This window comes from Armatimonadota bacterium (assembly GCA_028871815.1).
Taxonomy (GTDB): Bacteria; Armatimonadota; Chthonomonadetes; order Chthonomonadales; family Chthonomonadaceae; genus REEB205.
In genome coordinates this window covers 35781-56099 of sequence record JAGWMJ010000014.1, presented here as the reverse complement: position 1 = coordinate 56099, position 20319 = coordinate 35781, and the positions used below count along the sequence as shown (strand labels likewise).

The 20319-nt window shown below is 62.4% G+C and carries 18 protein-coding genes and 1 pseudogene; 8 read left to right on the top strand and 11 right to left on the bottom strand.

What is annotated here, in order from left to right; genetic code table 11:
- The 6 genes and pseudogenes from KGJ62_14535 to KGJ62_14510 all read right to left on the bottom strand — a co-directional run.
- The coding region (locus KGJ62_14535; GenBank protein MDE2127795.1) for a HEAT repeat domain-containing protein at nucleotides 1-576 on the bottom strand (576 nt) is incomplete at its 3' end.
- Nucleotides 577-627: 51 nt separating this feature from the next.
- Nucleotides 628-1536: a hypothetical protein gene (locus KGJ62_14530; GenBank protein MDE2127794.1), complete on the bottom strand. Its 909-nt coding sequence runs from the start codon at nucleotides 1534-1536 to the stop codon at nucleotides 628-630.
- 181 nt (nucleotides 1537-1717) lie between these two features.
- Nucleotides 1718-2494: a hypothetical protein gene (locus KGJ62_14525; GenBank protein MDE2127793.1), complete on the bottom strand. Its 777-nt coding sequence runs from the start codon at nucleotides 2492-2494 to the stop codon at nucleotides 1718-1720.
- Between the two features lie 96 nt (nucleotides 2495-2590).
- Complete coding sequence (locus KGJ62_14520) at nucleotides 2591-3334, bottom strand: hypothetical protein (protein ID MDE2127792.1); 744 nt, start codon at nucleotides 3332-3334, stop codon at nucleotides 2591-2593.
- Between the two features lie 639 nt (nucleotides 3335-3973).
- Nucleotides 3974-4168: pseudogene (locus tag KGJ62_14515) on the bottom strand (hypothetical protein).
- A 436-nt stretch (nucleotides 4169-4604) separates the two neighbouring features.
- Nucleotides 4605-7280 (bottom strand): hypothetical protein, encoded by a 2676-nt coding sequence (locus tag KGJ62_14510; protein ID MDE2127791.1) that lies wholly within the window; start codon nucleotides 7278-7280, stop codon nucleotides 4605-4607.
- 160 nt (nucleotides 7281-7440) lie between these two features.
- Between KGJ62_14510 and KGJ62_14505 the strand changes: the two genes are divergently transcribed.
- A complete protein-coding gene (locus KGJ62_14505) occupies nucleotides 7441-7818 on the top strand; it encodes a response regulator (protein ID MDE2127790.1) in 378 nt (125 codons plus the stop codon).
- Nucleotides 7819-7831: 13 nt separating this feature from the next.
- On the opposite strand, the gene tsaD is transcribed toward KGJ62_14505, so the two are convergent.
- From tsaD to KGJ62_14485, 4 genes are all read right to left on the bottom strand, one after another.
- Nucleotides 7832-8857, bottom strand: a complete 1026-nt coding sequence (tsaD, locus tag KGJ62_14500; protein MDE2127789.1) for a tRNA (adenosine(37)-N6)-threonylcarbamoyltransferase complex transferase subunit TsaD — start codon at nucleotides 8855-8857, stop codon at nucleotides 7832-7834.
- Nucleotides 8839-9312 carry a GNAT family N-acetyltransferase gene (locus KGJ62_14495; GenBank protein ID MDE2127788.1) on the bottom strand — a complete coding sequence of 158 codons (474 nt, stop codon included), beginning with the start codon at nucleotides 9310-9312 and terminating at the stop codon, nucleotides 8839-8841. Before KGJ62_14495 ends, tsaD begins: the two co-directional genes overlap by 19 nt.
- Nucleotides 9293-9463 (bottom strand): hypothetical protein, encoded by a 171-nt coding sequence (locus KGJ62_14490; protein ID MDE2127787.1) that lies wholly within the window; start codon nucleotides 9461-9463, stop codon nucleotides 9293-9295. Before KGJ62_14490 ends, KGJ62_14495 begins: the two co-directional genes overlap by 20 nt.
- Before the next feature lie 223 nt (nucleotides 9464-9686).
- Entirely contained in the window at nucleotides 9687-10049 is a 363-nt protein-coding gene (locus KGJ62_14485; protein ID MDE2127786.1) for a hypothetical protein, read from the bottom strand.
- A gap of 16 nt (nucleotides 10050-10065) precedes the next feature.
- Here KGJ62_14485 and KGJ62_14480 point away from each other — a divergent pair, with 16 nt between their 5' ends.
- Nucleotides 10066-10578, top strand: coding sequence for a redoxin domain-containing protein (locus KGJ62_14480; GenBank protein MDE2127785.1), 513 nt, complete (start codon nucleotides 10066-10068; stop codon nucleotides 10576-10578).
- A 39-nt stretch (nucleotides 10579-10617) separates the two neighbouring features.
- On the opposite strand, the gene KGJ62_14475 is transcribed toward KGJ62_14480, so the two are convergent.
- Complete coding sequence (locus KGJ62_14475) at nucleotides 10618-11616, bottom strand: isocitrate dehydrogenase (NAD(+)) (GenBank protein ID MDE2127784.1); 999 nt, start codon at nucleotides 11614-11616, stop codon at nucleotides 10618-10620.
- A gap of 478 nt (nucleotides 11617-12094) precedes the next feature.
- Between KGJ62_14475 and glnA the strand changes: the two genes are divergently transcribed.
- From glnA to KGJ62_14445, 6 genes are all read left to right on the top strand, one after another.
- A complete protein-coding gene (gene glnA / locus KGJ62_14470) occupies nucleotides 12095-13510 on the top strand; it encodes a type I glutamate--ammonia ligase (GenBank protein MDE2127783.1) in 1416 nt (471 codons plus the stop codon).
- A 158-nt stretch (nucleotides 13511-13668) separates the two neighbouring features.
- Nucleotides 13669-14508, top strand: coding sequence for a hypothetical protein (locus tag KGJ62_14465; GenBank protein ID MDE2127782.1), 840 nt, complete (start codon nucleotides 13669-13671; stop codon nucleotides 14506-14508).
- Between the two features lie 19 nt (nucleotides 14509-14527).
- Entirely contained in the window at nucleotides 14528-15535 is a 1008-nt protein-coding gene (locus KGJ62_14460) for an undecaprenyl/decaprenyl-phosphate alpha-N-acetylglucosaminyl 1-phosphate transferase (GenBank protein MDE2127781.1), read from the top strand.
- A 2-nt stretch (nucleotides 15536-15537) separates the two neighbouring features.
- Nucleotides 15538-16677, top strand: coding sequence for a UDP-N-acetylglucosamine 2-epimerase (non-hydrolyzing) (wecB, locus tag KGJ62_14455; protein MDE2127780.1), 1140 nt, complete (start codon nucleotides 15538-15540; stop codon nucleotides 16675-16677).
- Nucleotides 16665-18425 (top strand): single-stranded-DNA-specific exonuclease RecJ, encoded by a 1761-nt coding sequence (recJ, locus tag KGJ62_14450; GenBank protein ID MDE2127779.1) that lies wholly within the window; start codon nucleotides 16665-16667, stop codon nucleotides 18423-18425. Before wecB ends, recJ begins: the two co-directional genes overlap by 13 nt.
- A gap of 122 nt (nucleotides 18426-18547) precedes the next feature.
- On the top strand, nucleotides 18548-20317 hold the full coding sequence (locus tag KGJ62_14445; protein MDE2127778.1) for an alpha-L-fucosidase: 1770 nt from the start codon (nucleotides 18548-18550) through the stop codon (nucleotides 20315-20317).
- The last annotated feature ends 2 nt before the right edge of the window (nucleotides 20318-20319 follow it).

Sequence of the window (20319 nt, the reverse complement as noted above, 5' to 3'; positions counted from 1 at the left end):
CTCGATGAGTGGGCGCGCCTTCACAGACTTCAGCTTGCCAAGGGCCTCGACCGTGCAATACAGTACGCTCGGATCCGACAGGGACTCGATCAGCATCGCCTCGGCACGCGGATCCTTCATCTTCCCGAGCCAAAGCACGATCATCGCGCGGCTGGCCCCGTTGCTGCGATCGCCCGCAATGGCCAGCAGTTGTTCAAACGCCGACTGGTCAGCAACTAGTTCAAGGGCGTTTCCAACCGACCACTTATAGCCGTCGTCATTGTTGGGCCACGTCAAGAACTCGCGAATAAGCGGCTGGATCACCGCGGTACGTGCCCATGGAACGGAGAGTGTGCTGAGGATGAACTTTTTCGCGTTGGGAACTGCGACGCGCGGTAGCCATTTGAGCAGTATCGGTATTGCGGCGTCGTAGCGGGCGCCGCTCGTTCGGAGTCGGTTCAATGTGGCATAGCTCAGCCCTGCTGCTTGCAAGTCGGCAAATACGGGGGCCATGGCTGCGCGGGTTCGCGCTATGATCTCCTGCCGTTCCCGTTCGAAAAGCTCTCTGTCGATCGGCTCGCGTTCGTTTTTCCGCATTCGGTGGCTCCTGTTGGGCGGCGGGTCGATTTGTGGCCGGTCCGCCTCCGGTCAGGGAATGACGCGGCGCACCACGATCTCCCCGGCACGCTCCATAGCTTGAAGGGCGGGCGACAGAACCGTGCCCTTGCCGGCGCGAATGTACAGGCGGAGAGCGTATTTGTTCGCCGCCGCCCAGGCATAGTAGTCTTGCAGTTGTTTCGTGTAGCTCAGGCTCTTGACATTCTTGACTTCTCCGATCACGGACGCGATTCGGTCCAATTCATCAGGAATACGGTAGCCGCCGCGGGGCGGTATGATCCGCTCGGTATTCTTCACAATACCCGCTGCGGCCTCGCCAACTTGGCCCAGCCAGCGCACACGCTCCATGCCGGTGAGGCCGGCCTCGGCCAACCGCTCGGCGCGTGCCGCCCGGGCTGCATTGATCGCTGCACCGGCGGCTTCAAACGCCTTGTCTTGCAGAGCCCAGAGCGCGGCTTCCCGGCCGATTGTGGCAAGAACCACGGAACCGCCGTAGCCTGATTGGTGCGCGTAGTGCCGGTTTGTATAGTGGCCGAAGCTCAGCGCGTGGGCGGTAGCGGCAAGCCCTGTCTTGATGCCCTCCAAAATAACGTGTGGGGTGAATTCGAAACCCCAGATCGTCCACCGCGGCCCGAGCCCCAGCGGGTCAAACGCATTGACCGGGTCATCGCCGCAGTACTCGTAGAGGTTTATGCCGCCATCCCACAGCGTGGGATCACGGGTGAGCCAGATGCCGTTTGCGGGGTCGTAGTAGCGGAGGCCGCAGAGGATGAGAGCGGGGAAGGGCGACTGAAGAATCGGGCCGTTGCGGGTGGGGCCGGCCTGGCCCGTCACCAGCCAGTCGGTGTAACACCCAAACTGGCCGTCAAAGGCAACAGGATCGCTGTCCTGAGGCTGCGGGAATCCCACGAGCGTTTGAGACGATATCTGTAACCGCACCAAAGGCCTTGTAGGCGCCCTGATGCGGCGGTCAAACCGGCGCAGCCTCAGTATGCCGGGGGTTATTTAGCGCGACACGTAGGCGTGGCGAGCGCGTGGAGACGCCGGGCGGAAGCCGGGGGGCGGTCCTGTGTGCGCGGCGAGCGTTAACCCGAGCTCGCTTCATTGCACGTTGTGCATCTTACTTATGCTGGCCGGGAGGGGCGCCCGGAGACGTGTCCCGCAGCAACCGAGCTTCGATAGCAGCCAGGATAATCCGGCGCGTAGCCGTGTACTGCGCGGACGATCGGTCGCCGTCATAGCGCGTCAGGCCTTCGAGCACCTCCACGCCGCCGGCATCATGCGCCGTGGGATCGGCGCCTTTGCGTAACAAAAGCGCGACCGTTGAGGGCATGCAGTTCTCGGCCGCCCACGCAAGCGGGCTCTTGCCGAAGACGGGTGCGTTCGGATCGGCGCCGTGTGCCACGAAGAGCGCGGCAACCGAAGGATCCGTCGTGAGTGCAAAGTACCAGGCCAGCGGGTCGGCGGCCGCTGGATGGGCCATGTGCGACATCAGTTCCAGGGCGACCGCCGGTCCAGACATGGTGTTAACCTCGTTTCCGGTGGCGGCCTCCAGCGGTGTGTAGCCGTTTCGGTCGTGGCAGTGCAGCGGCATGTCCGCTCCGTCGTTCAGGAGCACGCGCGTTATCCCCGCACTCTCATCCCAGCACACAACGTTCCGCACATCCCGCTGTGCGCGAAACCGCTGATCGAGAAGGCAATCGAAAAGGTAGCCGAAGAACGTTCCGCGCCCGGACAACGCTCTGCAATTGGGATCCGCGCCACGGCCCAGCGCCACCACGGCATCCCGGACAGCGTTCGCCTGCACGTCCGTGGCCAGCCTCCAATTCCAATGTCGCCTGTAGCCGATGCAAAACGAGATGGCCGGTATGCTAATGTAAAGGAACAAGCTGGCCATTCGCCAAAGCACGCTCGGTGCCGGCATCCGAGCATGCACTGCAGATGTTTGTACAACGACTACCGCTTTATTCCGTACGCGCTTCCGGCGCAGGCGCTAACCAAACCGTGGCGAGTCCGGCACCGGCATAAACACGATGTTGGTGAATGCCATGCGATCGAATAGGTCCTTCACGCGCGCGGTCGCCATCACGACACTACTGGTGCGGTCAAGGGTGAAAAGGTCAGACCCGTCCCAACGTGACGTGTCGACCGTGAGATCGAATTGATCCGGAAACCACCTGCGTCCGCACAACGAGCAATCGGTAACCGTGGCCTCGGATTGTCCCACTCGCCACGCCGCGCCGTGCACGAGCAGGGCGTGGATGCCGTCATCGGGCACCTTGGCCGCGCGCCCTGACGCCACCGCGTGCAGTCGAGGCGCGGCATACCCAGTAATGCCCGCCCGAGCGAGGGCCTGCGTCACGCGACCGCGGATCAGGGTTAGCACGCCAAAGATGTGCATGACGTCGGACACCTGGGACCCCGTGATCATGATCCTTGGGGGGGATAGGTAATCGCCCGGCTCAAATTGAACTGAAGCAGGCGCCCCTAATTTTGCTCGAAGTTTGTCACAAAACACCGGCCAGCCCGCCAAGGGGAGCACCGCTGGCCAGTTGCCGACGGAGGCTTTTCCAGCCGCCACCCACAGGTCTTGACGCTCGCGCCCGCCCCACCATTCGCCGCAGGCCGGACACATGACCCCGGGCAGCCGTACGCCCTGTTCCGCGAAATCGGCCGGATTGAACCGCATCGCGGCAGCTTCGCTCGCGTACTCCGGCTCTCGCATTCGGTAGAACATTCGATACTCCCGATAGTGTCATCGTAGTTTTCGCGGGTACCGCACAATCGCTCGCGTCCAGATGTGATAATCACGCATCATCGCTCGCATGCGGTTGAGGATCATGGCCTTGGTGGCCACTTCATGTGCGCCAATGAAGGTGCCCCACGCCTCGTTCCAGTCCTCTTCCGGAAATGCCAGGCACCCGTGCTTGCCGAGCGTACCATGAATAGCACGCTGATGGGTGGTGGCCGGAATGCGCACACAATAGGCGTCGATATCGGCTATTCCCCGCCTGCCGAACCATGCCCTAAACCTCTGCGGCAGCAGGTGATGGTAATGCTGCAGGTCCTTGGCGCGCGCTCTGTAATACGCGAGTTCGGGTTCCGCAAGTACCGCCTGTTCGGCAGTGAGGTGCGCCTCGTATATGTGGCAGCCCGCCTTGGCCACCCACACTACGCCTTCTGCGGCCGCCGCCGCCTCGCCGATACCCGGTATCGCGTCGACAGCCAGCTCACCTGCTGCAGTCTCGCCAACCGCCTCAGTCGCGGCTGTCTCTCCCTCCGTCGCCGCCGCGGCCCTCGCGGCAGCTATCGCGGCGCGAGCCTCCTCCTCCGCCGCCGCTTGGGCCGCCTTTTGTCCAAGCGCCTGCGTCCCATCCGGATCCACCATATTAACCGGGTCATCGCCGCAATACTCGTAGAGGTTTATGCCGCCGTCCCACAGCGTGGGATCACGGGTGAGCCAGATGCCGTTTGCGGGGTCGTAGTAGCGGAGGCCGCAGAGGATGAGCGCGGGGAAGGGCGACTGAAGAATCGGGCCATTGCCCGTGGGGCCGGTCTTGGCCGTCACCAGCCAGTCGGTGTAGCACCCAAACTGGCCGTCAAAGGCAACCGGGTCGGGGCGGCCAAACGGCGCGGCCGCAGCACCGCTGCAACATCAGGTGGGCCGAAGTGGGCAGGTCGCGAGGATGGGCGCCAATATCAGCGCGGCGGGCCCGGCGAACGCCACGCCTACAAAGCGCGGGCAAACACCTTCAGCAGACCGTCGCCGCCCGAATACCGATGCGGATGCGGGAACTCTGCCAGGACCGCGCGGCCGGCAAGCCCCGCATCGCTCAGAACAACAGTGTTTGAGGGGCGTGGTGACGCAGCCGGCGCGCGGGGGTAACGGCACTGCCGGTTCGCGATAGCGTTGCCGCCTATCGTCAGCGGGCACGATCAGAGGTATCGGCAGGCTCAGCTTCCGCAAGTCGCGCGTAACGACTCGCCGCATCTCCGTGCGCTGCCGGTCAGCTGCTCGCGGCCGCTATTATCAAGTCGCGCAGTACGAGCGCTGCAATGGGATCGTTCTCCAGCGCGGGAAGCAGCCGGAACGTGGTGAGCACAAGCGTGCCGGCATCCAGCTTGCGACGACCTGTGACAGCTGCCGGGTTGTGAATCCAGCCGACGAATATGCCGGCCAGCGTCTCCTCGGGCGTAAAGCCGGTGAACACGGTATGTGGCGTCACGCCGCTCCACTCCATACCGCACGTCATTGACGGTGGTTGCGAGGGAAAAGCCCCGGGCCGCAGCCATGAGAGGGATCCGCACCAGTCGCCCCACCAGCCACGCTCGTCACGCGAGTGGTGCGTGATGCCTTCAGGCAGGGAGTCCTGTCCCTGCTGAGCAAGGCAGACGACTGCCCGAGCGCCTGCTCGAACCCGATCGAGCAGTTCCGGCGTGATCCGGTCGGCGATCAGCACCTCAACAGCATGTAGCGCCGGCGCGGTGCCAATACCCACAGGCTGCATGTGGCTTGTAAAAGCCTCAGCGTTTAAACCGGCCGCTTCTATTGTGGCGAAGACACCTGGCTCTTGCCGGTCAGCCTGCGCCACCACCAGAAGTGGGTCCCGATTGCGAGCGAGCCGTCGATTCGCTCCGTCCAGAAGCTCCAGGCGCAGCCAGACGCGATTGGTGGTCTGGAGGCTGGAGGTATCGAATTCAATTGGCGCCCAGAAGCAGGAACTGGCGGCTGCCGGGTAGGCCGGAGTCATCGCGGCTGTGGGCACGGTGCCGGTGAGCTCAGGGCGCTCTTCCACGATCCAGCGGAGGGTTGAGCCTTCCGGCAGCCGCGGCGCGCAGCACGACGCGTAGACCACGGCCTGACACTGCTGGCCGCGCCACGTGTTCCGCAGACCGTCAACGGCGACAAGATACTCGCCCTGGATATCCGCCAGATCCTGGGAGAAGCACTTGTGATTTCGCGAGAAGTCCATCAGGCCGTTGGCTTCCCACTGTACGTCCGTGAACTCGGTGATCACATAGCCGCGAATTCGCGGGTGTCGCCGAAGCCGCTCAATCTGATACTTCAGTGCGATCCACTCGTGGTACTGGCTGGCTTTCGCCAATCCTTCGACGTCGCCGAATATCGCCGCCAGGCCCTGCTGTTCGAATCGCGCTTCCATCCCGCCGGGATGCGTCGCGCCGTCTCCGGTCTCCATCCACCATGGCGACGGTCCCTCCGCAGCGTACACCGCCCTCAGCGACGGCAGACCCCAGTTGCCAAACTCCGAGAGCAAGAGCGGCTCATCTCCACTCTTGCGCGCATCGCCGAACGGCGACCACCAGGGAGCATCCGGCTCGGCGGCGGCCGCCAGCAGTTTTTCAAACGCAGCCGTCGCATCTGGAATATTGAAATAGGCGTGATAGTCGCAGATATCGGTCACGACGTGGAAGTTATCTCCACACGCCGAGTTGTCTACAACCATCCAGTCCGGTGCGATTCGCCTCAGGCGCGTTACCTCGCCGGCCAGCCAGTCGCGCTGTTCGCCGTCGGCGAGGTCGATGCCCCAGGCCTCATTGATGACGGTCCACGCGATAATGCAAGGGTGGTGAGCATCCCTGCGCCTGGCGGCGTCGAAAAGGTCGGCCGCGCGTCTCCGAAACGTTTCGGTAAGCCGGTCACCGTTCGGCAGTTCGTACCAAACCAGAAGTCCCATCTCGTCGCAGAGATCCAGGTACCGGGGATCGGGGATCTTGATGTGGCATCGCAACAGGTTCAGGCCCAACGCCTTCGCCTTGGCGAATTGATCGCGGAGCACGGTATCCGGCGGTTCGGTGATGAGCGTCACCGGATAGAACGCCTGGTCCAGCGCACCTCGAAGGATCAGCGGCTCTCCATTCAGCAGGAACTCGCCGCCGCTTCGGGTGATGGTACGGAAACCGAACCGCTGATCCTGTTCATCCGCCTGCTCAGATCCGCGGCGCAGCACTGTGCGGCACCTGTAGAGCGCCGGGTGATCCGGCGACCATGGCGCGACGGAACCTGAGTCCAGCTCCAGGCTGATGGTCGGCGCTGCCGCCACCTCAGCGCGCGCAGCCTCGCTTCCGTCCGGTGTGAAGATAGCAATCTCCACGGAGCAATCCGGCGGTATTCCGCTCCAATCCTCGGCGATCTGCACATCCACCTGAGCCGACGCACTCGCCCAGTCGCCACGAGCGCTGAGGTGTGAGATGTGCAGATCCGGTCGGATCTCCATCTCGACGCCTTGCCACAAACCACCAACCGTACCGTACCAACTCTGCTTACCGTGCGGAATCTCCGCAAATGACAATGTGTCGCCGTCCGGAAGAAGCACATCCTCGCCAGGCGCCGCGTCGTACACATCAACAACCACATCGATAGTCCCGGCGGCGGATGCGGGCGCCCGAACCTCAAAAGGCGTGTACCCGCCTTCGTGCCGCAGCAGCGGTTCGCCATCCACCGTGACGAACGCCGTATGGTCGGCCGCGCCGAACTTCAGCCACAGACTATGGCCCGGCGGCAATTCCGGGCGAGGGAAGACGCGCGCATATCGGCCGCAACCCGCCTTTCCGCGGAGCGCCGGAAAGCTGGCCTCCCAGGCGCCCGGCACCTGTGCAGCGCCCTGATGGCGCCCGTTGAAGCTGAAGTTCCAGGCGCCGTCCATGGAGAGCAGTTTACGCACGGTGGCCGGGTCCTCTCTGGTCCAGTTGTTTGTCCTTCAACAGGTAGAATCGCAGTTCCGACGCCCGGTATCCTGCTTCCGCCGTTCGGCGCCGACAAATGGCTGGTGGAACCGGTGGCTCTGTTCGTAGGGCCTTGAGAACGACGCGGAACGAATCACGATGAGCCCCACGCCTCCGCATGTACTGGTGGTGGATGACGAGCCGCTGATGCTCGAGTTGATTCGACGGATCCTGGCCGGAACCGGCGTGACGGTGAGCACGGTGGATACCGGGTCCGCAGCCTGCTCGCTGCTCGGGGCGCCGCCTCGCCCGGACATTGTGATAGCCGACCTCTCTATGCCGGTTGTAGATGGCATGGCCGTTACGGCCGTGGCCGGAGCGCTCTCGCCTCCCATACCTGTGATCCTGCTGACCGGCCACAAGATTACCGCGGACGTTCCAACGAATGTACGGGCGGTGATCCTCAAGCCATTCCGTCGGGCCGAGCTGCTTGGTCAGCTCGTCACGATACTGGGAAACGCGATGAATCTGGAATAGGCGGCGATCCTGGTCATGCCGGAACCGATGCTGCCGATTCCAGTGATTCGGTGGGAATGGTGTCGAACTCCATCGCGTCGCCACCGCGGAGCAGGTAGCGTGCGTGAGCGGCGGCCGCGATCATGGCTGCGTTATCGGTACACAGCTCCGGTGGCGGTACCACAAGGCGCAGCCCGCGCGCCTTTGCCGCAGTGCCGATAGCGGCGCGCAGGCGTCCGTTGGCTGCAACGCCGCCGACAACGCAGACCGTCGGCACGCCCGTGATCTCGGCGGCCCGCATGGTCTTGACGCACAAAACATCCACGATCGCCGCCTGGTAACCAGCCGCGTAGTCTTCCGGGCGTTTCAGCGGACCATCTGCCAGAGCATTCCTGAGCGCAGTTTTGATGCCGCTGAAGCTGAAATCCAGGGATTCGCCCATCCAGGCGCGCGGCATCGGCGCGGCCGCAGCTTCTCCCGATTCAGCCAGTTGTGCCAGCGCAGGTCCGCCGGGATAGGGCAGGCCGAGCAGGCGCGCGCCTTTGTCAAAGGCCTCTCCAGCGGCATCGTCCCGCGTACTGCCAAGAAGCCGGTACTCCAAAGGCCGCTCCACCAGCACAAGTTGGGTGTGCCCGCCGGAGACCACCAGGGCCAGCAAGGGCGGCTCAATCTCCGGCTCTGCCAGACGAGCCGAGTAGATGTGACCCTCCAGATGGTGTACCGCGACAATGGGCCGCTTCAGTGCGTAGGCGAGCGCTTTCGCTGCCGTAACGCCAGTCAGGAGCGCCCCGGCGAGTCCGGGCCGGTTTGTCACGCCGATCAGGTCCACCTGCGGCAGCCCGATGCCCGCGTTCGTCAGGGCGAGCCGGATCACCGGAACCATGCGCTCCACGTGGCGTCGCGAAGCCGCCTCGGGGACGACGCCGCCGAACCGCGCGTGCAAATCCGCCTGGCTGGCGATCACATTTGAAAGGATCTGAGAGCTTCCGCGCAGGATCGCGCACGAAGTCTCGTCGCAACTCGTCTCAAGCGCCAGCGTGATCACGCGCCGCCTCCCCAATCTCTCAGTTCCAGGATAGCGGCGTTTTCCCGGGGCTTCGTGTAGTAGTTCGGCACGCTTCCCACTATCCGGAAGCCGGCTGCGCGGTAGAGCGCCAGCGCGGGCAGGTTGGTCTCACGGACTTCTAGCATAGGGATCAGGTCGTGAGCGCGCGCTTCCACCACCAGCTTTTCAGTGAGCAGCGCTCCCACGCCCTGTCGTCGCTTCTCCTTGAGCACTCCCAAACGGACAATATGCGCGTTTGGCGGCTCGATCCGGTAGCCGGCGACGCCAATCAAACCCTGGTTGTCGTACGCGCCGAGCCACAGACTGCTCAACTGCAGCTCCGCACAGTAAACGGCGGCGCACCAAGGGACCGCGAAACACTCGGCGTCGATGGCGGCCGCCTGGCCGGCCTCCTCGTGATGCAGTTGCCGCACGCGTATGCCCACGCCGTCACTTTCGAGCTTTTGCATATCGCCGCATAATTTGCGATGCAATCACAAGCGCCACGACGCCGAAGGGGGCCAGCACGCCGGAGAGCACCCAGTAACTGACCGTGCCGTAGCGATAGTGTTCCCGGATGACCTCCAGAAGCGTGGAGATGGCGAGCGTTAGGGCAAGCACGAACAGCTCGCCACGCGGACGGCGGTCCGCACTTGTGGGACTGGTCCGCAGCCACGAGGCAAGAGCACCCGCCGAGATAAAACCGGCCGCGGCAAGTGCGGTTATCTCAAATCCGCTGATGACGCATCTCTTTCCCTTGTGTCTGCGCCGGTAGTCTCCGCGCTATCCAAACCAGATACGCGCAGCCGGCGAATCCGGGTTCGCGTTAACCGTGTACGATTCTTCAGTGGTGGTCGCCACCTACCGTCATGCGCCATCGCTCGGAGACGGTGTGCAGTAGTTGCTGCGACGAACCGTTCCGCCACGGCATTATTGGTGTTGACGATGGCCATGCGGACGCCTCCGCCGATGCAAGCCACAAGTGTGACGCCCACATTACACCCGTTTTCAGGGCGAACAGTGATACGCGATCCGTGTTGAGTACCAGCTTCGCTCTGGGTATTGTAGTTGGATGGGGCACGTTGGCATGAAGGATGCGGGCAGAATCGCTGTGTTCATCCACCAGTTTCGCCTGCCCGGCAATGCGCTGGGTTACCAGCCTCTTGAGGCACGCGGTGCGGACGCGGCTGCGATAGGCAGTTAGCAAGAGAGCAGGAGCCGGCATGACAATCTGGCCCGATGAACCGCTTGCGCCGGGGGCTTTCGCGCCCGACTTCACTCTGCCTGACATGATGGGAAAGGAGTACAGCAGCGCCAGTGCGCGCGCGGATGGGCTGCTGCTCCTTCTGTTGTACAAAACCGGCTGTGGCAGCTCGCGTTTTAGCCTGCCGTTCTATCAACGGTTCGCACCGCTCTGCGACGCGTCGCGTGGACGGCTCGCGGTGTGGGCAATTGTTCAGGATACGGCTGAAATTGCCGCGCCTGTTGTTGCCGATGCGGGCCTCACCTGCCCCGTGCTGCTCGATCCCGACTGCACCACAACAGCCGCGTGGGGCATTCAGCGCGTGCCCAACCTGTATCTTGTGGCGCCAGATTCCACCATCCTGGCAGCAGTGACGGGGCATCTCAGCGGCGACGGGTGGAATGAGGTAGCCCGAAAGGCCTCGGAATTCCTGGGTCTGGATTCCATGGCTGTGGTCTCGCCGGCGGATGGAGTGGTGTTCAAACCGGGCTGAGGCGCCAAGCATCCGGCGCCGTAGGCGCCAGGCGACCGGCTACAGCCCGGCGATGATCGCGTCGGTCATCTCGGTGGTGGAGGAGTTACCGCCCAGGTCGGCCGTCCGAACCTCGCCGGCCTCCAGTACGCGAGAGACCGAGCGCTCGATCGCCTCAGCTGCAGCACTCTCGTTCAGTCGCCGCAGCATCATGCCGGCACACAGGATCAGCGCGACCGGATCGGCCAGGTTCCGCCCTGCAATGTCCGGCGCCGAGCCATGCACAGCCTCAAACATCGCAATGCCGCCTTCGCCGATATTCACCGACGGCGTCAGGCCGAGGCCGCCTACAAGGCCAGAGGCGAGGTCCGAGATGATATCACCGTAAAGGTTCTCCATCACCATCACATCAAACTGTTCCGGCCGCATCACGAGCTGCATGCAGGTGTTGTCAACAATCATCTCGTTGTATTCAATAGCGGGATAGTCCCGGCTTACCCGGCGCAGACACTCCAGGAAAAGGCCGTCCGCAAGCTTCATGATGTTGGCCTTGTGAACGGCCGTCACCTTTTTGCGACCATTGAGAACCGCGTATTCGAACGCATACCTTCCTATGCGCGTGCTGGCCGTTTCGGTGATGATCTTCAAGCTCTCAACCACGCCAGGAACCACCACATGCTCCAGGCCGCTGTAGAGATCCTCGCTGTTCTCGCGCACCACCACCAGGTCGACGTTCTCATAACGCGACTTCACGCCCGTTAAACTGTGTGCCGGCCGCACATTGGCGTACAGATTGAGCCGCTTGCGGAGCGACACGTTTGCGCTGGAAAACCCGGCGCCTACTGGTGTCGTGATCGGCCCTTTTAGCGCGGTTCCGTTTCGGAAAACCGACTGTACCACGCTGTCGGGCACCGGGTCGCCATACTTGGTCATCACTTCGGCGCCGGCTTCTACGGTTTCCCACTCAATCTTGACGCCTGAAGCGGCAACCACACGCAGCGCGGCCGCGGTCACCTCCGGGCCAATGCCGTCTCCGGGTATCAGTGTTACTGTATGCATAACATAACCAAACTCCCTCTGCGCAATCTCATGGCGCGGCACTGCCGACGGCCGACTGCACGTTCGCTGAAAGGACGCCTGTTTCCTGTTCGGCGGTCGCACCTAGGGTTGCTCTCGGTCAACCATCCGCGGCGACGTCTGCGCCGTGATGGTGACCGTGCTCGGCGCTAAGTTCCGCTGCTTGCCATACGTCCCACAGGTCCCAGTTGTCCCATTTCCGGATGCGACCAATGCGGATGGGGGTCCTATGCGCTCACCCGTGGCTTGTTGACTGCCATTCAAACGCTGCGGTATAATGATGTTACCGGCGCACCGGCGCGCCAGCTATTCCCGTTCCCAATCCCCGCAAACTGGTGGCCACTCCGGCGTGGTCCTACCGATATCCCGTCCAACTTGGGCCGCCATCCGGCGCCGCCAAAGTTGGGCATTTTTGTGCGAAATCGCCCGCAATGCTATCCGTCAGGGAGAACCGTAGAACATGACTCCGAAAGAGATTCTCGATCTGGTTCGGGAAAACGACATCAAGGTTGTGGACTTCCGATTTACCGACCTTCCCGGCTCGCTGCAGCACTTCTCCATACCCGCCTCCACGCTGAGCGCGGATATGTTTCAGGAGGGCCTCGGCTTCGATGGCTCCTCCATCCGAGGCTTCCAGGAGATCAACGAGTCGGACATGCTGCTCATCCCCGTGCCCGATACCGCCTACCGCGATCCGTTTACGGAGCACGCCACACTCAACATCAGCTGCGATATCATCGAACCTGGTACCCGTCAGCACTACGGTCGTGATCCGCGACAGGTGGCTCTTCGCGCTGAGATGTACCTGAAAGGGACCAACATCGCCGACACGGCCTACTTCGGCCCGGAGGCCGAGTTCTACATCTTCGACGATGTGCGCTACGACCAAACGCCGTATTCGGGGTACTACCGTGTGGACAGCGTAGAAGGCATCTGGAACTCCGGCGCCGAAGAGGCGCCGAACCTCGGATACAAGATCCCGTACAAGCGCGGCTACTTCCCCGTGCCGCCCAGCGACAGCCTGCAGGACCTGCGCACGGAGATGATGCTCACGCTCATCGAGTGCGGCGTGGATGTAGAAGTGCAGCATCACGAGGTCGGCACGGCCGGTCAGGCCGAAATCGACATGCGTTTCGACACGCTCACTCGCATGGCCGACAAGCTTCAGACCTACAAGTACGTCATCAAGAATGTGGCCCGCCAGAATGAGCGGACTGTAACGTTTATGCCCAAGCCGCTGTTTCAGGATAACGGCAGCGGCATGCACGTGCACCAGTCGCTTTGGAAGGGTTCGGAGCCGCTGTTTGCCGATGCCAAAGGCTATGCCGGCCTCTCGGAAATGGCGGTTCACTACATCGGCGGCATCTTGAAGCATGCACCGGCCCTGCTGGCGTTCTGTGCGCCAACCACCAACTCCTACCGGAGGCTGGTGCCGGGTTACGAGGCGCCGATCAACCTCATCTACTCGCAGCGCAACCGGTCGGCATGTGTGCGCATTCCCATGTACTCCAGCTCGCCGAAGGCAAAGCGGATCGAGTTCCGGGCGCCGGATCCATCCGCCAACCCGTACCTGGCGTTTGCCGCCCTTTTAATGGCCGGCATCGACGGCATCGAAAACCGCATTCAGCCTCCAACGCCGGTTGACAAGAACGTCTACGATCTGCCCGCCGCCGAGCGCAAAGGGATCCAGCAGACTCCCGGATCGCTGGATGAGGTTCTGGCGGCGCTCAGCGAGGACCACGAGTTCCTGCTGAAGGGCGGCGTGTTTACGCACGACCTGATCAAGACCTGGATCGAGTACAAAACCGAAGCAGAGTTGAAGCAGGTGGCGCTGCGTCCGCATCCGTACGAGTTCGCTCTGTATTACGACATCTAACGCTGAAACCTGGCCCCACGGCCAGCCCCTAACGCGTCACGCCTGCCCGCGTCTTGCGCACAATGCGCCGATGCGGGCAGCTGCGTTTCAGGCGGTGGGCACAGCATTCCGCGCGTCTGCTATACTGGCTCATGCGGTGTCGCACATGCAGAGGGCCGTTGAAGCCGACCATACCGGCGTTGTTGGTTGTGTTCACTGCGATGATTGCCATTATGTCAGCTCCAGCGGCAAATGCCGATTCCGCGCGTTTGAGCGCTGCCCGCGCCAGGAGCCTGCTAACGTCTATTGCTGCGCGGTATTCGTCCGCCACCAGCTACTCATCCGTGGCTTCGGTAACGCTCCAGTTGGTTCATCCGGCAGCCGGCGCGGCCCATGCCGGTGCTACACGGTTCCTTGTTACGCTTATTGCCCAGCGTCCCAACAGGATGCGGCTGCACGTGCAGGCGGGACCGGCAGTGAAACCCACGGTGGACCGCCTGTTTGTTTCAAATGGCGTTACAATGGTATTCCGTGACGCGGTACATGGCGCAGCGCTGCCTCTTGGGCACGCGCCATCAAGCCTTACGGCAATGATTCCACAGTTGCAGCGGTACATGTCGGTGGCGGCGCAACTCGATCCGCTCTACTTCTTGACGCACCGTTTGCTGCCGCCCTGGCTGCACATCACCGGCGGCATGCAAACCGGCAGTTCCGTTCGTGTATTCGGTAGCTCGCCTTCGCGGACGTCGCGATATAAAACGACTGCCGGTCTAAGCGTTTCGCTGCCGGCAATGTACTGGGAGTGGACGATCGACACGGCATCACGGCGTTTGATGCGGGTTGCCGCCACGCTCCAGCCGCTGGCGCGTGGTCGCAGAAAGCTGCTTTCGGCGCCGGTTACCAGTCTGGTGGAAGTAATAGCGCCTGCCCGCGTCAATCAGCCGCTGGCGGCCTCGGTTTTTGCGCTGCCCGGTCACCGGAGTCCGGGCCTCCACCAGCCGCAGGCGCCATCACGATGAACCCGGCGGGAGGCTCAGCTTGTACGGCATCGTAGCTTCCGCGGCCATTAGCGCTATCATCACGGCTTTGCTTTCCCCGGTAGTCCGACGCTGGTCCATACGGCGCAAGATGCTCGATCAACCCGGAGAGCGTCGCGTCAACACGGCGCCTATGCCGCGCGGTGGCGGTCTTGCGATATTTGCCGGCATACTCGTTGCCACAGCGATCACGATGACGATACGACAGTTCGCACGGCCGGGACAGCACACCTGGAACCTGCACGTTGGCGGCGTGATACTGGCCGTAGCATTTATAGCTGTAGTAGGATTCGTCGACGACCTGCTCGACCTTTCCGCGCGATGGCAGGTAGCGGCAATTGTTGCGGCGGGCCTCATCCTGATGGCCTTCGGCGTGAGGATTGAGGGCATAACCAACCCGCTCCGACCCGGTCTCGGCACCGCTTGGTCCGTTCTCCGCGACTGGCATGAACTCAGTGTGCCACTCTCGATATTCGTCACCCTGGTTTGGGTATTTGTCGTTACAAAAACGGTAGACGCCATCGATGGAGTGGATGGCCTCGCGGCTGGTGTATGTGCAATATCGGCCGCTACGCTGGCGCTGATGAGTGCGCAGCTGCACACCGATCTGGGCCCGACGCTGGCGTTGATGGCAGCAGCGGTACTGGGAGCCTGTTTGGGGTTCTTGCGCGACAACTATCACCCCGCCAAAATCATCATGGGCACCTCGGGAGCCTGGGTGCTGGGGTTTACCCTGGCGGCGATCTCGATCCTGGGCGCCTTCAAGTTTGCCACGGCGGTTTCGGTGGCAGTGCCTATCCTGGTGCTTGGAGTGCCGATCCTGGACTATACGCACGTGCTCACGCGGCGCGCGCTGGAAGGTGCGCCGCTGACTCACGCCGACAAACGGCACCTGCACCACCGATTGCTGGCGCGCGGGTGGACGCAGCCGCAGGTTGTCTGGTTCGTATACAGTCTCACCGCCGTGCTCTGCGTAGCGGCACTGGTGATCTTCCGGGCGAGCCGGTAGCATTGCCCGAAGCAGCGCTGCCACGGCGCGTCCTCTGTGTGTTCGGCACGCGTCCTGATGCAGTCAAGATGGCGCCGGTGGTGCGAGCCCTGATGGCAAGGCCAGCCGAGTTCACAACCCGGGTTTTAGTAACCGGCCAGCATCGCGAGCAGCTCGATCAGGTGCTCCGAGTGTTCGGAATCAGCCCGGATGCCGATCTTGCCGTAATGCAGCCCGGGCAGAGCCTGGCAGCCATAACCACACGCGTGCTGGAAGGCGTGGATGTCGACCTGACGCGGTATCCACAAGATATCTGCCTCGCTCAAGGCGACACAACCACCACCTTTTCTGCTGCGCTTGCTGCCTTTTACCATAAGGTACCGTTCGGCCACGTGGAGGCCGGATTGAGGACTGGAGAGTTCTACGATCCGTTTCCCGAGGAGCTGAATCGCCGGCTCGCGGGGGCGCTTGCCACCTGGCACTTTGCGCCGACGGAACTGGCGGTGAAGAATCTGCTTGCCGAGGGCGTCCGCCAGGAGGCTATCTTCCTCACCGGCAATACCAGCATCGACGCGCTGCACATGGTGCCGGACGGGGAGGCGGATCTCCAACTGCAAACGTGGAGCGCGCAAGGCCGCAGGTTGGTGCTGGTGACGGCGCATCGACGTGAGAATTGGGGAGAGCCTATGGCTCGTATCGCTAGAGCGATTGCACGTCTCGCCGCCTCCCGAGACGACTGCGAAATCGTAGTGGCGATGCATCTGAACCCGGTTGTGCGTGGAACGCTCACTTCGATCCTCACGGGGTTGCCACATGTACATCTTATCGAGCCGCCGGATTACGCGCCGTTTGTGCAGTTGATGCGGCACGCCTCGTTGATCCTCACCGACAGCGGCGGCGTGCAGGAGGAGGCGCCGAGCTTCGGTGTACCCATCCTGGTGCTGCGCAAAACAACCGAGCGTGCTGAAGGAGTGTCGGCTGGAACGGCCAGGCTGGTGGGAACCGATACGGAGGAGATTGTCCGCTGGGCCTCGCTGCTGCTGGATAACCCTGAGGAGTGGAGCGCGATGGCGCACGCGTCCAACCCTTACGGAGATGGCACCGCGGCGCAGCAGATCGTCGAAATCCTGGCTTGCACGGACACTGGCCGATGCGCCGAATAAGCACCTTCGGGCGGATGCGGTGGAACCTCCCGGCGGCCCCGGAACCCGTTGTTGGAAAGCTCCTCGACGCGGCAGGAGGAAGTCGCCTGCTCGCAGGCATTCTGGCCAGCCGCGGATGCGCTTCGCCCGAGGCCGCTCACCGCTTCTTGCACCCCAGCTTGAGTCAGCTGGCGCCTGCAGTGGCGCTTCCTGATATTGACGCGGCATGCGCCCGCGTGATTCAGGCGATAAAGAACGGCGAGAGGATTCGCGTATTCGGAGATTATGACGGAGATGGACTGACCAGCGCGGCGCTCTGGTACCGGTTTCTGCGCCGGCTCAATGCCGATGTGGACGTGCGCGTGCCACATCGCTTGAGAGAGGGATACGACCTTCGGATCGGCGCCATTGAGGCCGCCCATGCCGAGGGCAGAAAGCTCATCATTACCTGTGACTGCGGCACCACGCGGCTCGAGGAGGTGGAACGCGCGCAGGCTTTGGGAATGGATGTGGTGATCACCGATCATCACGAGATCACCGACCAGTCGTGCCTCCCTTCGGCCGTCGCCGTGGTCAATCCGAACCGGCCAGACGCCCAGTTTCCATTTCGTGATATGGCTGGAGTGGGTGTGGCCTTTCGTGTTTGTGAGGAGATCGCCCACCGCCTTGGCGTCAGTCGAGCGTACTTCCACCGCGCATTCCTCGATCTGGCCGCGGTCGGCACCGTCACCGACATGATGCCGCTGCTTGAGGATAACCGGGTGATCGTAGCCCATGGCCTGAGGCAGCTGGAGGAATCCACCAAATCCGGTCTGGTCTGGCTCCGGCGCGTCTCGGGGTGCGACCAGCGCCAACTGCATGCCAGCCACATCGGATTTCAGATTGGTCCCCGCCTGAACGCCGCAGGACGAATGAGCGATCCCGCACGCGCTCTCGAGCTGCTGACCACCGACGATGACGAAGTCGCGCAGGCTATCGCCCAGGAGTTGAACGACCTCAATATGAAGCGGCGTGACGCTACCGCTGCCGCCGTTACACAGGCTGAGGTCAGCCTGCAGGCACATGGGGAGCTTGCACCGTGCCTGGTGGTCTACAACCCGGCATGGTCACCCGGCATCGTTGGGCTCGTTGCCGGAAAGCTGGTGGAGCGGTACAGCCGGCCTGTGGTGGCGATTGGAGCGGGTGATGACGTTAACGGGCGACTGGTGGCGCGCGGATCCGCGCGCAGCATTGCGAAATTCAATATGCTGCAGGCCATTACGGAGTGTTCGGCGAATCTTGAGGAGTTCGGCGGGCACGCACACGCCGCAGGCATCTCCATCGCCGAAGACAAGATCGACCTCTTCACGTTGGCGATGGCGCGGATCGGCGAACGGCATCTCACTGAGGAAGACCTGATGCCGGTTCTGGAGATCGACGCCTCCGTGGCGCCAGACGATCTGACCATGGAGACTGTGGAACGCCTGGAGCAGCTCGCTCCGTTTGGCCAGGGCAATCCGGAGCCTCGACTGCGGTGCGACGATATGCGAATCGTCGTAGTCCGTCGCATGGGGTCTGGCGGCGCGCACCTGCGACTGACGCTTTCTGCGGGTTCGTGCCGGTTCGAGGCGCCGTGGTTCGGTCGCGGTGAACTGGCCGACGTCCTACCGGTTGGAGCTGTGGTGGACGCCTGTTTCCGCCTCCATCGGGATGAGCGCAATGGGGGCGTAGAGTTAATACTGGAAGACGTGGCGCCAGCCAACCGTGATGCGCAGCAGCCATCGCGGTGATTCTCGGCGACGGCCGCGAGCGAGGCGGAACTGCTCCCCGTCGTGAACGTTCAGGCGTAAAACTGGAATTCTTGCTTCGGTGCGTCTGCGCCGATGCCTTAATCGAACAGGAAAGGGCACCGATGAAACTCCGATCACTTGCAGCATGCGCATTCTGCCTTGCGGCGTTGCCTGTCGTTGTGCAGGCCCAGCAGTTGATGGTAAACCCGAACACGGGCGAAACGCAGCAGCAGTTTGCCAGGCGGACTGCGTGGTGGCGAAAGGCAAAGTTCGGCATGTTCATCCATTGGGGAATCTATTCGGTTCCGGCCGACAGCCGGCATGGCGCGGCTGAGTGGTACTTCAGCAATGAGCATATGCAGGTCAAGGATTATGAGAAGTTTGCGCCGCTGTTCAACCCGGTGGATTTTAACGCCGCGGCTTGGGTGAAGGTGGCGAAAGACGCCGGCATGAAGTACATGGTGATTACGTCAAAGCATCACGATGGCTTCTGCATGTTCAACACCAAATACACCAACTATAACATCGTCAAAGCGACGCCGTTTCATCATGATCCGATGAAGGATCTCTCGGCAGCGGCCCGGCGGCAGGGACTGACGTTCTGCTTCTACTACTCGATCATGGATTGGCACAATCCAGAGTATCTGCCCCGCCGAAGCTGGGACGTGAGGTCCGTAGGAAAGGCCAGCCTCGACACGTACATCCACGACTATCTGGAGCCGCAGCTGCGGGAGCTGCTGACGAACTACGGCCCAATCGGCATTATCTGGTTTGATGGAGGCTGGGAGCATACCGGCGCACAGCTCCACTCGCAGGAGATCAACCGGCTGATACGGTCGATTCAGCCGAAGGTTATGATTAACGATCGCGATCACGAACCGCAGGATTACTCCACGCCGGAGCAGACGATTCCGGCAAACGCTCTGCCCAACGGCAGACTGTGGGAAACCTGCATGACGATGAACAACACGTGGGGCTATTCAGCAAACGATCACGACTTCAAATCGGCGCCGGATCTGATCCGGAAGCTTTGCGATATTGCCAGCAAGGGCGGGAACTTCCTGCTAAACGTCGGGCCCGACTCGCTTGGCCGCATTCCGCAGGAGGAAGTCGATCGGCTGGAGGCAATCGGGCGCTGGATGAAGGTGAATGGCGACAGCATCTACGGCACAACGAAATCACCCTGGACCCGCCCGCAATTCGATGGCCGCTGCACCACGAAGGGCTCTAACCTCTACCTTCAAGTGTTCAACTGGCCGGAGGGCGGCCTCAAACTGCAGGGCCTGCAGACGCATGTCAAGGGCGTGTCGGCTCTCGCCGATGGTGACGCGGTAAGATTCCTTCAGGTCGGTGACCTGTTGACGATCGACAAGCCTTCCGTTATCGACCCAACCGCGACGGTTCTTCAGGTACGGCTCGCCGGGGCGCCCGTCGTGACGGAGGTGCTTCCGCAGGTACAAGCGTCAGCGGACGGCTCCTTTTCGTTGAGCGCCGCAGATGCCACACTGGGCGGACCTGGTATTCAGCTGGAAAGTCACGGAGGTATCCAGAACATCGGATACTGGTCCGACAGCCAGGACCAGGCGAAATGGCTTGTGCATGCCGAAACGGCCGGCAAGTATCAGGTCCAGATCGAGTGGGCATGCGATACCGGTGATGCCGGAAACATGGCGCAGATACAGGCCGTGGGAAAGTCGGGCGCCGCGCACGGACTTCAGGTCTCGGTTCCGGACACAGGCGGATGGGATACGTTTGCTACAGCAACACTACCCGGTTCGCTGAGCTTGGAGCCTGGCGAAAACCGTGTGAGCCTGAGCGTTGCCGGCGCGCTGCATGGCGCGCTGATGAACGTACGCGTCATTCGTCTCATACCATCGCCCAGCAGTCGGTAAGG

What these genes read in the sequence shown, in the direction of transcription:
- KGJ62_14520 (MDE2127792.1), bottom strand. Translation starts at nt 3,334, where the DNA reads ATGTTCTACCGAATGCGAGAGCCGGAGTACGCGAGCGAAGCTGCCGCG.
- KGJ62_14525 (MDE2127793.1), bottom strand. Translation starts at nt 2,494, where the DNA reads ATGGCCAGCTTGTTCCTTTACATTAGCATACCGGCCATCTCGTTTTGC.
- KGJ62_14505 (MDE2127790.1), top strand. Translation starts at nt 7,441, where the DNA reads ATGAGCCCCACGCCTCCGCATGTACTGGTGGTGGATGACGAGCCGCTG.
- recJ (MDE2127779.1), top strand. Translation starts at nt 16,665, where the DNA reads ATGCGCCGAATAAGCACCTTCGGGCGGATGCGGTGGAACCTCCCGGCG.
- KGJ62_14480 (MDE2127785.1), top strand. Translation starts at nt 10,066, where the DNA reads ATGACAATCTGGCCCGATGAACCGCTTGCGCCGGGGGCTTTCGCGCCC.
- glnA (MDE2127783.1), top strand. Translation starts at nt 12,095, where the DNA reads ATGACTCCGAAAGAGATTCTCGATCTGGTTCGGGAAAACGACATCAAG.
- KGJ62_14445 (MDE2127778.1), top strand. Translation starts at nt 18,548, where the DNA reads ATGAAACTCCGATCACTTGCAGCATGCGCATTCTGCCTTGCGGCGTTG.
- KGJ62_14475 (MDE2127784.1), bottom strand. Translation starts at nt 11,616, where the DNA reads ATGCATACAGTAACACTGATACCCGGAGACGGCATTGGCCCGGAGGTG.
- KGJ62_14495 (MDE2127788.1), bottom strand. Translation starts at nt 9,312, where the DNA reads ATGCAAAAGCTCGAAAGTGACGGCGTGGGCATACGCGTGCGGCAACTG.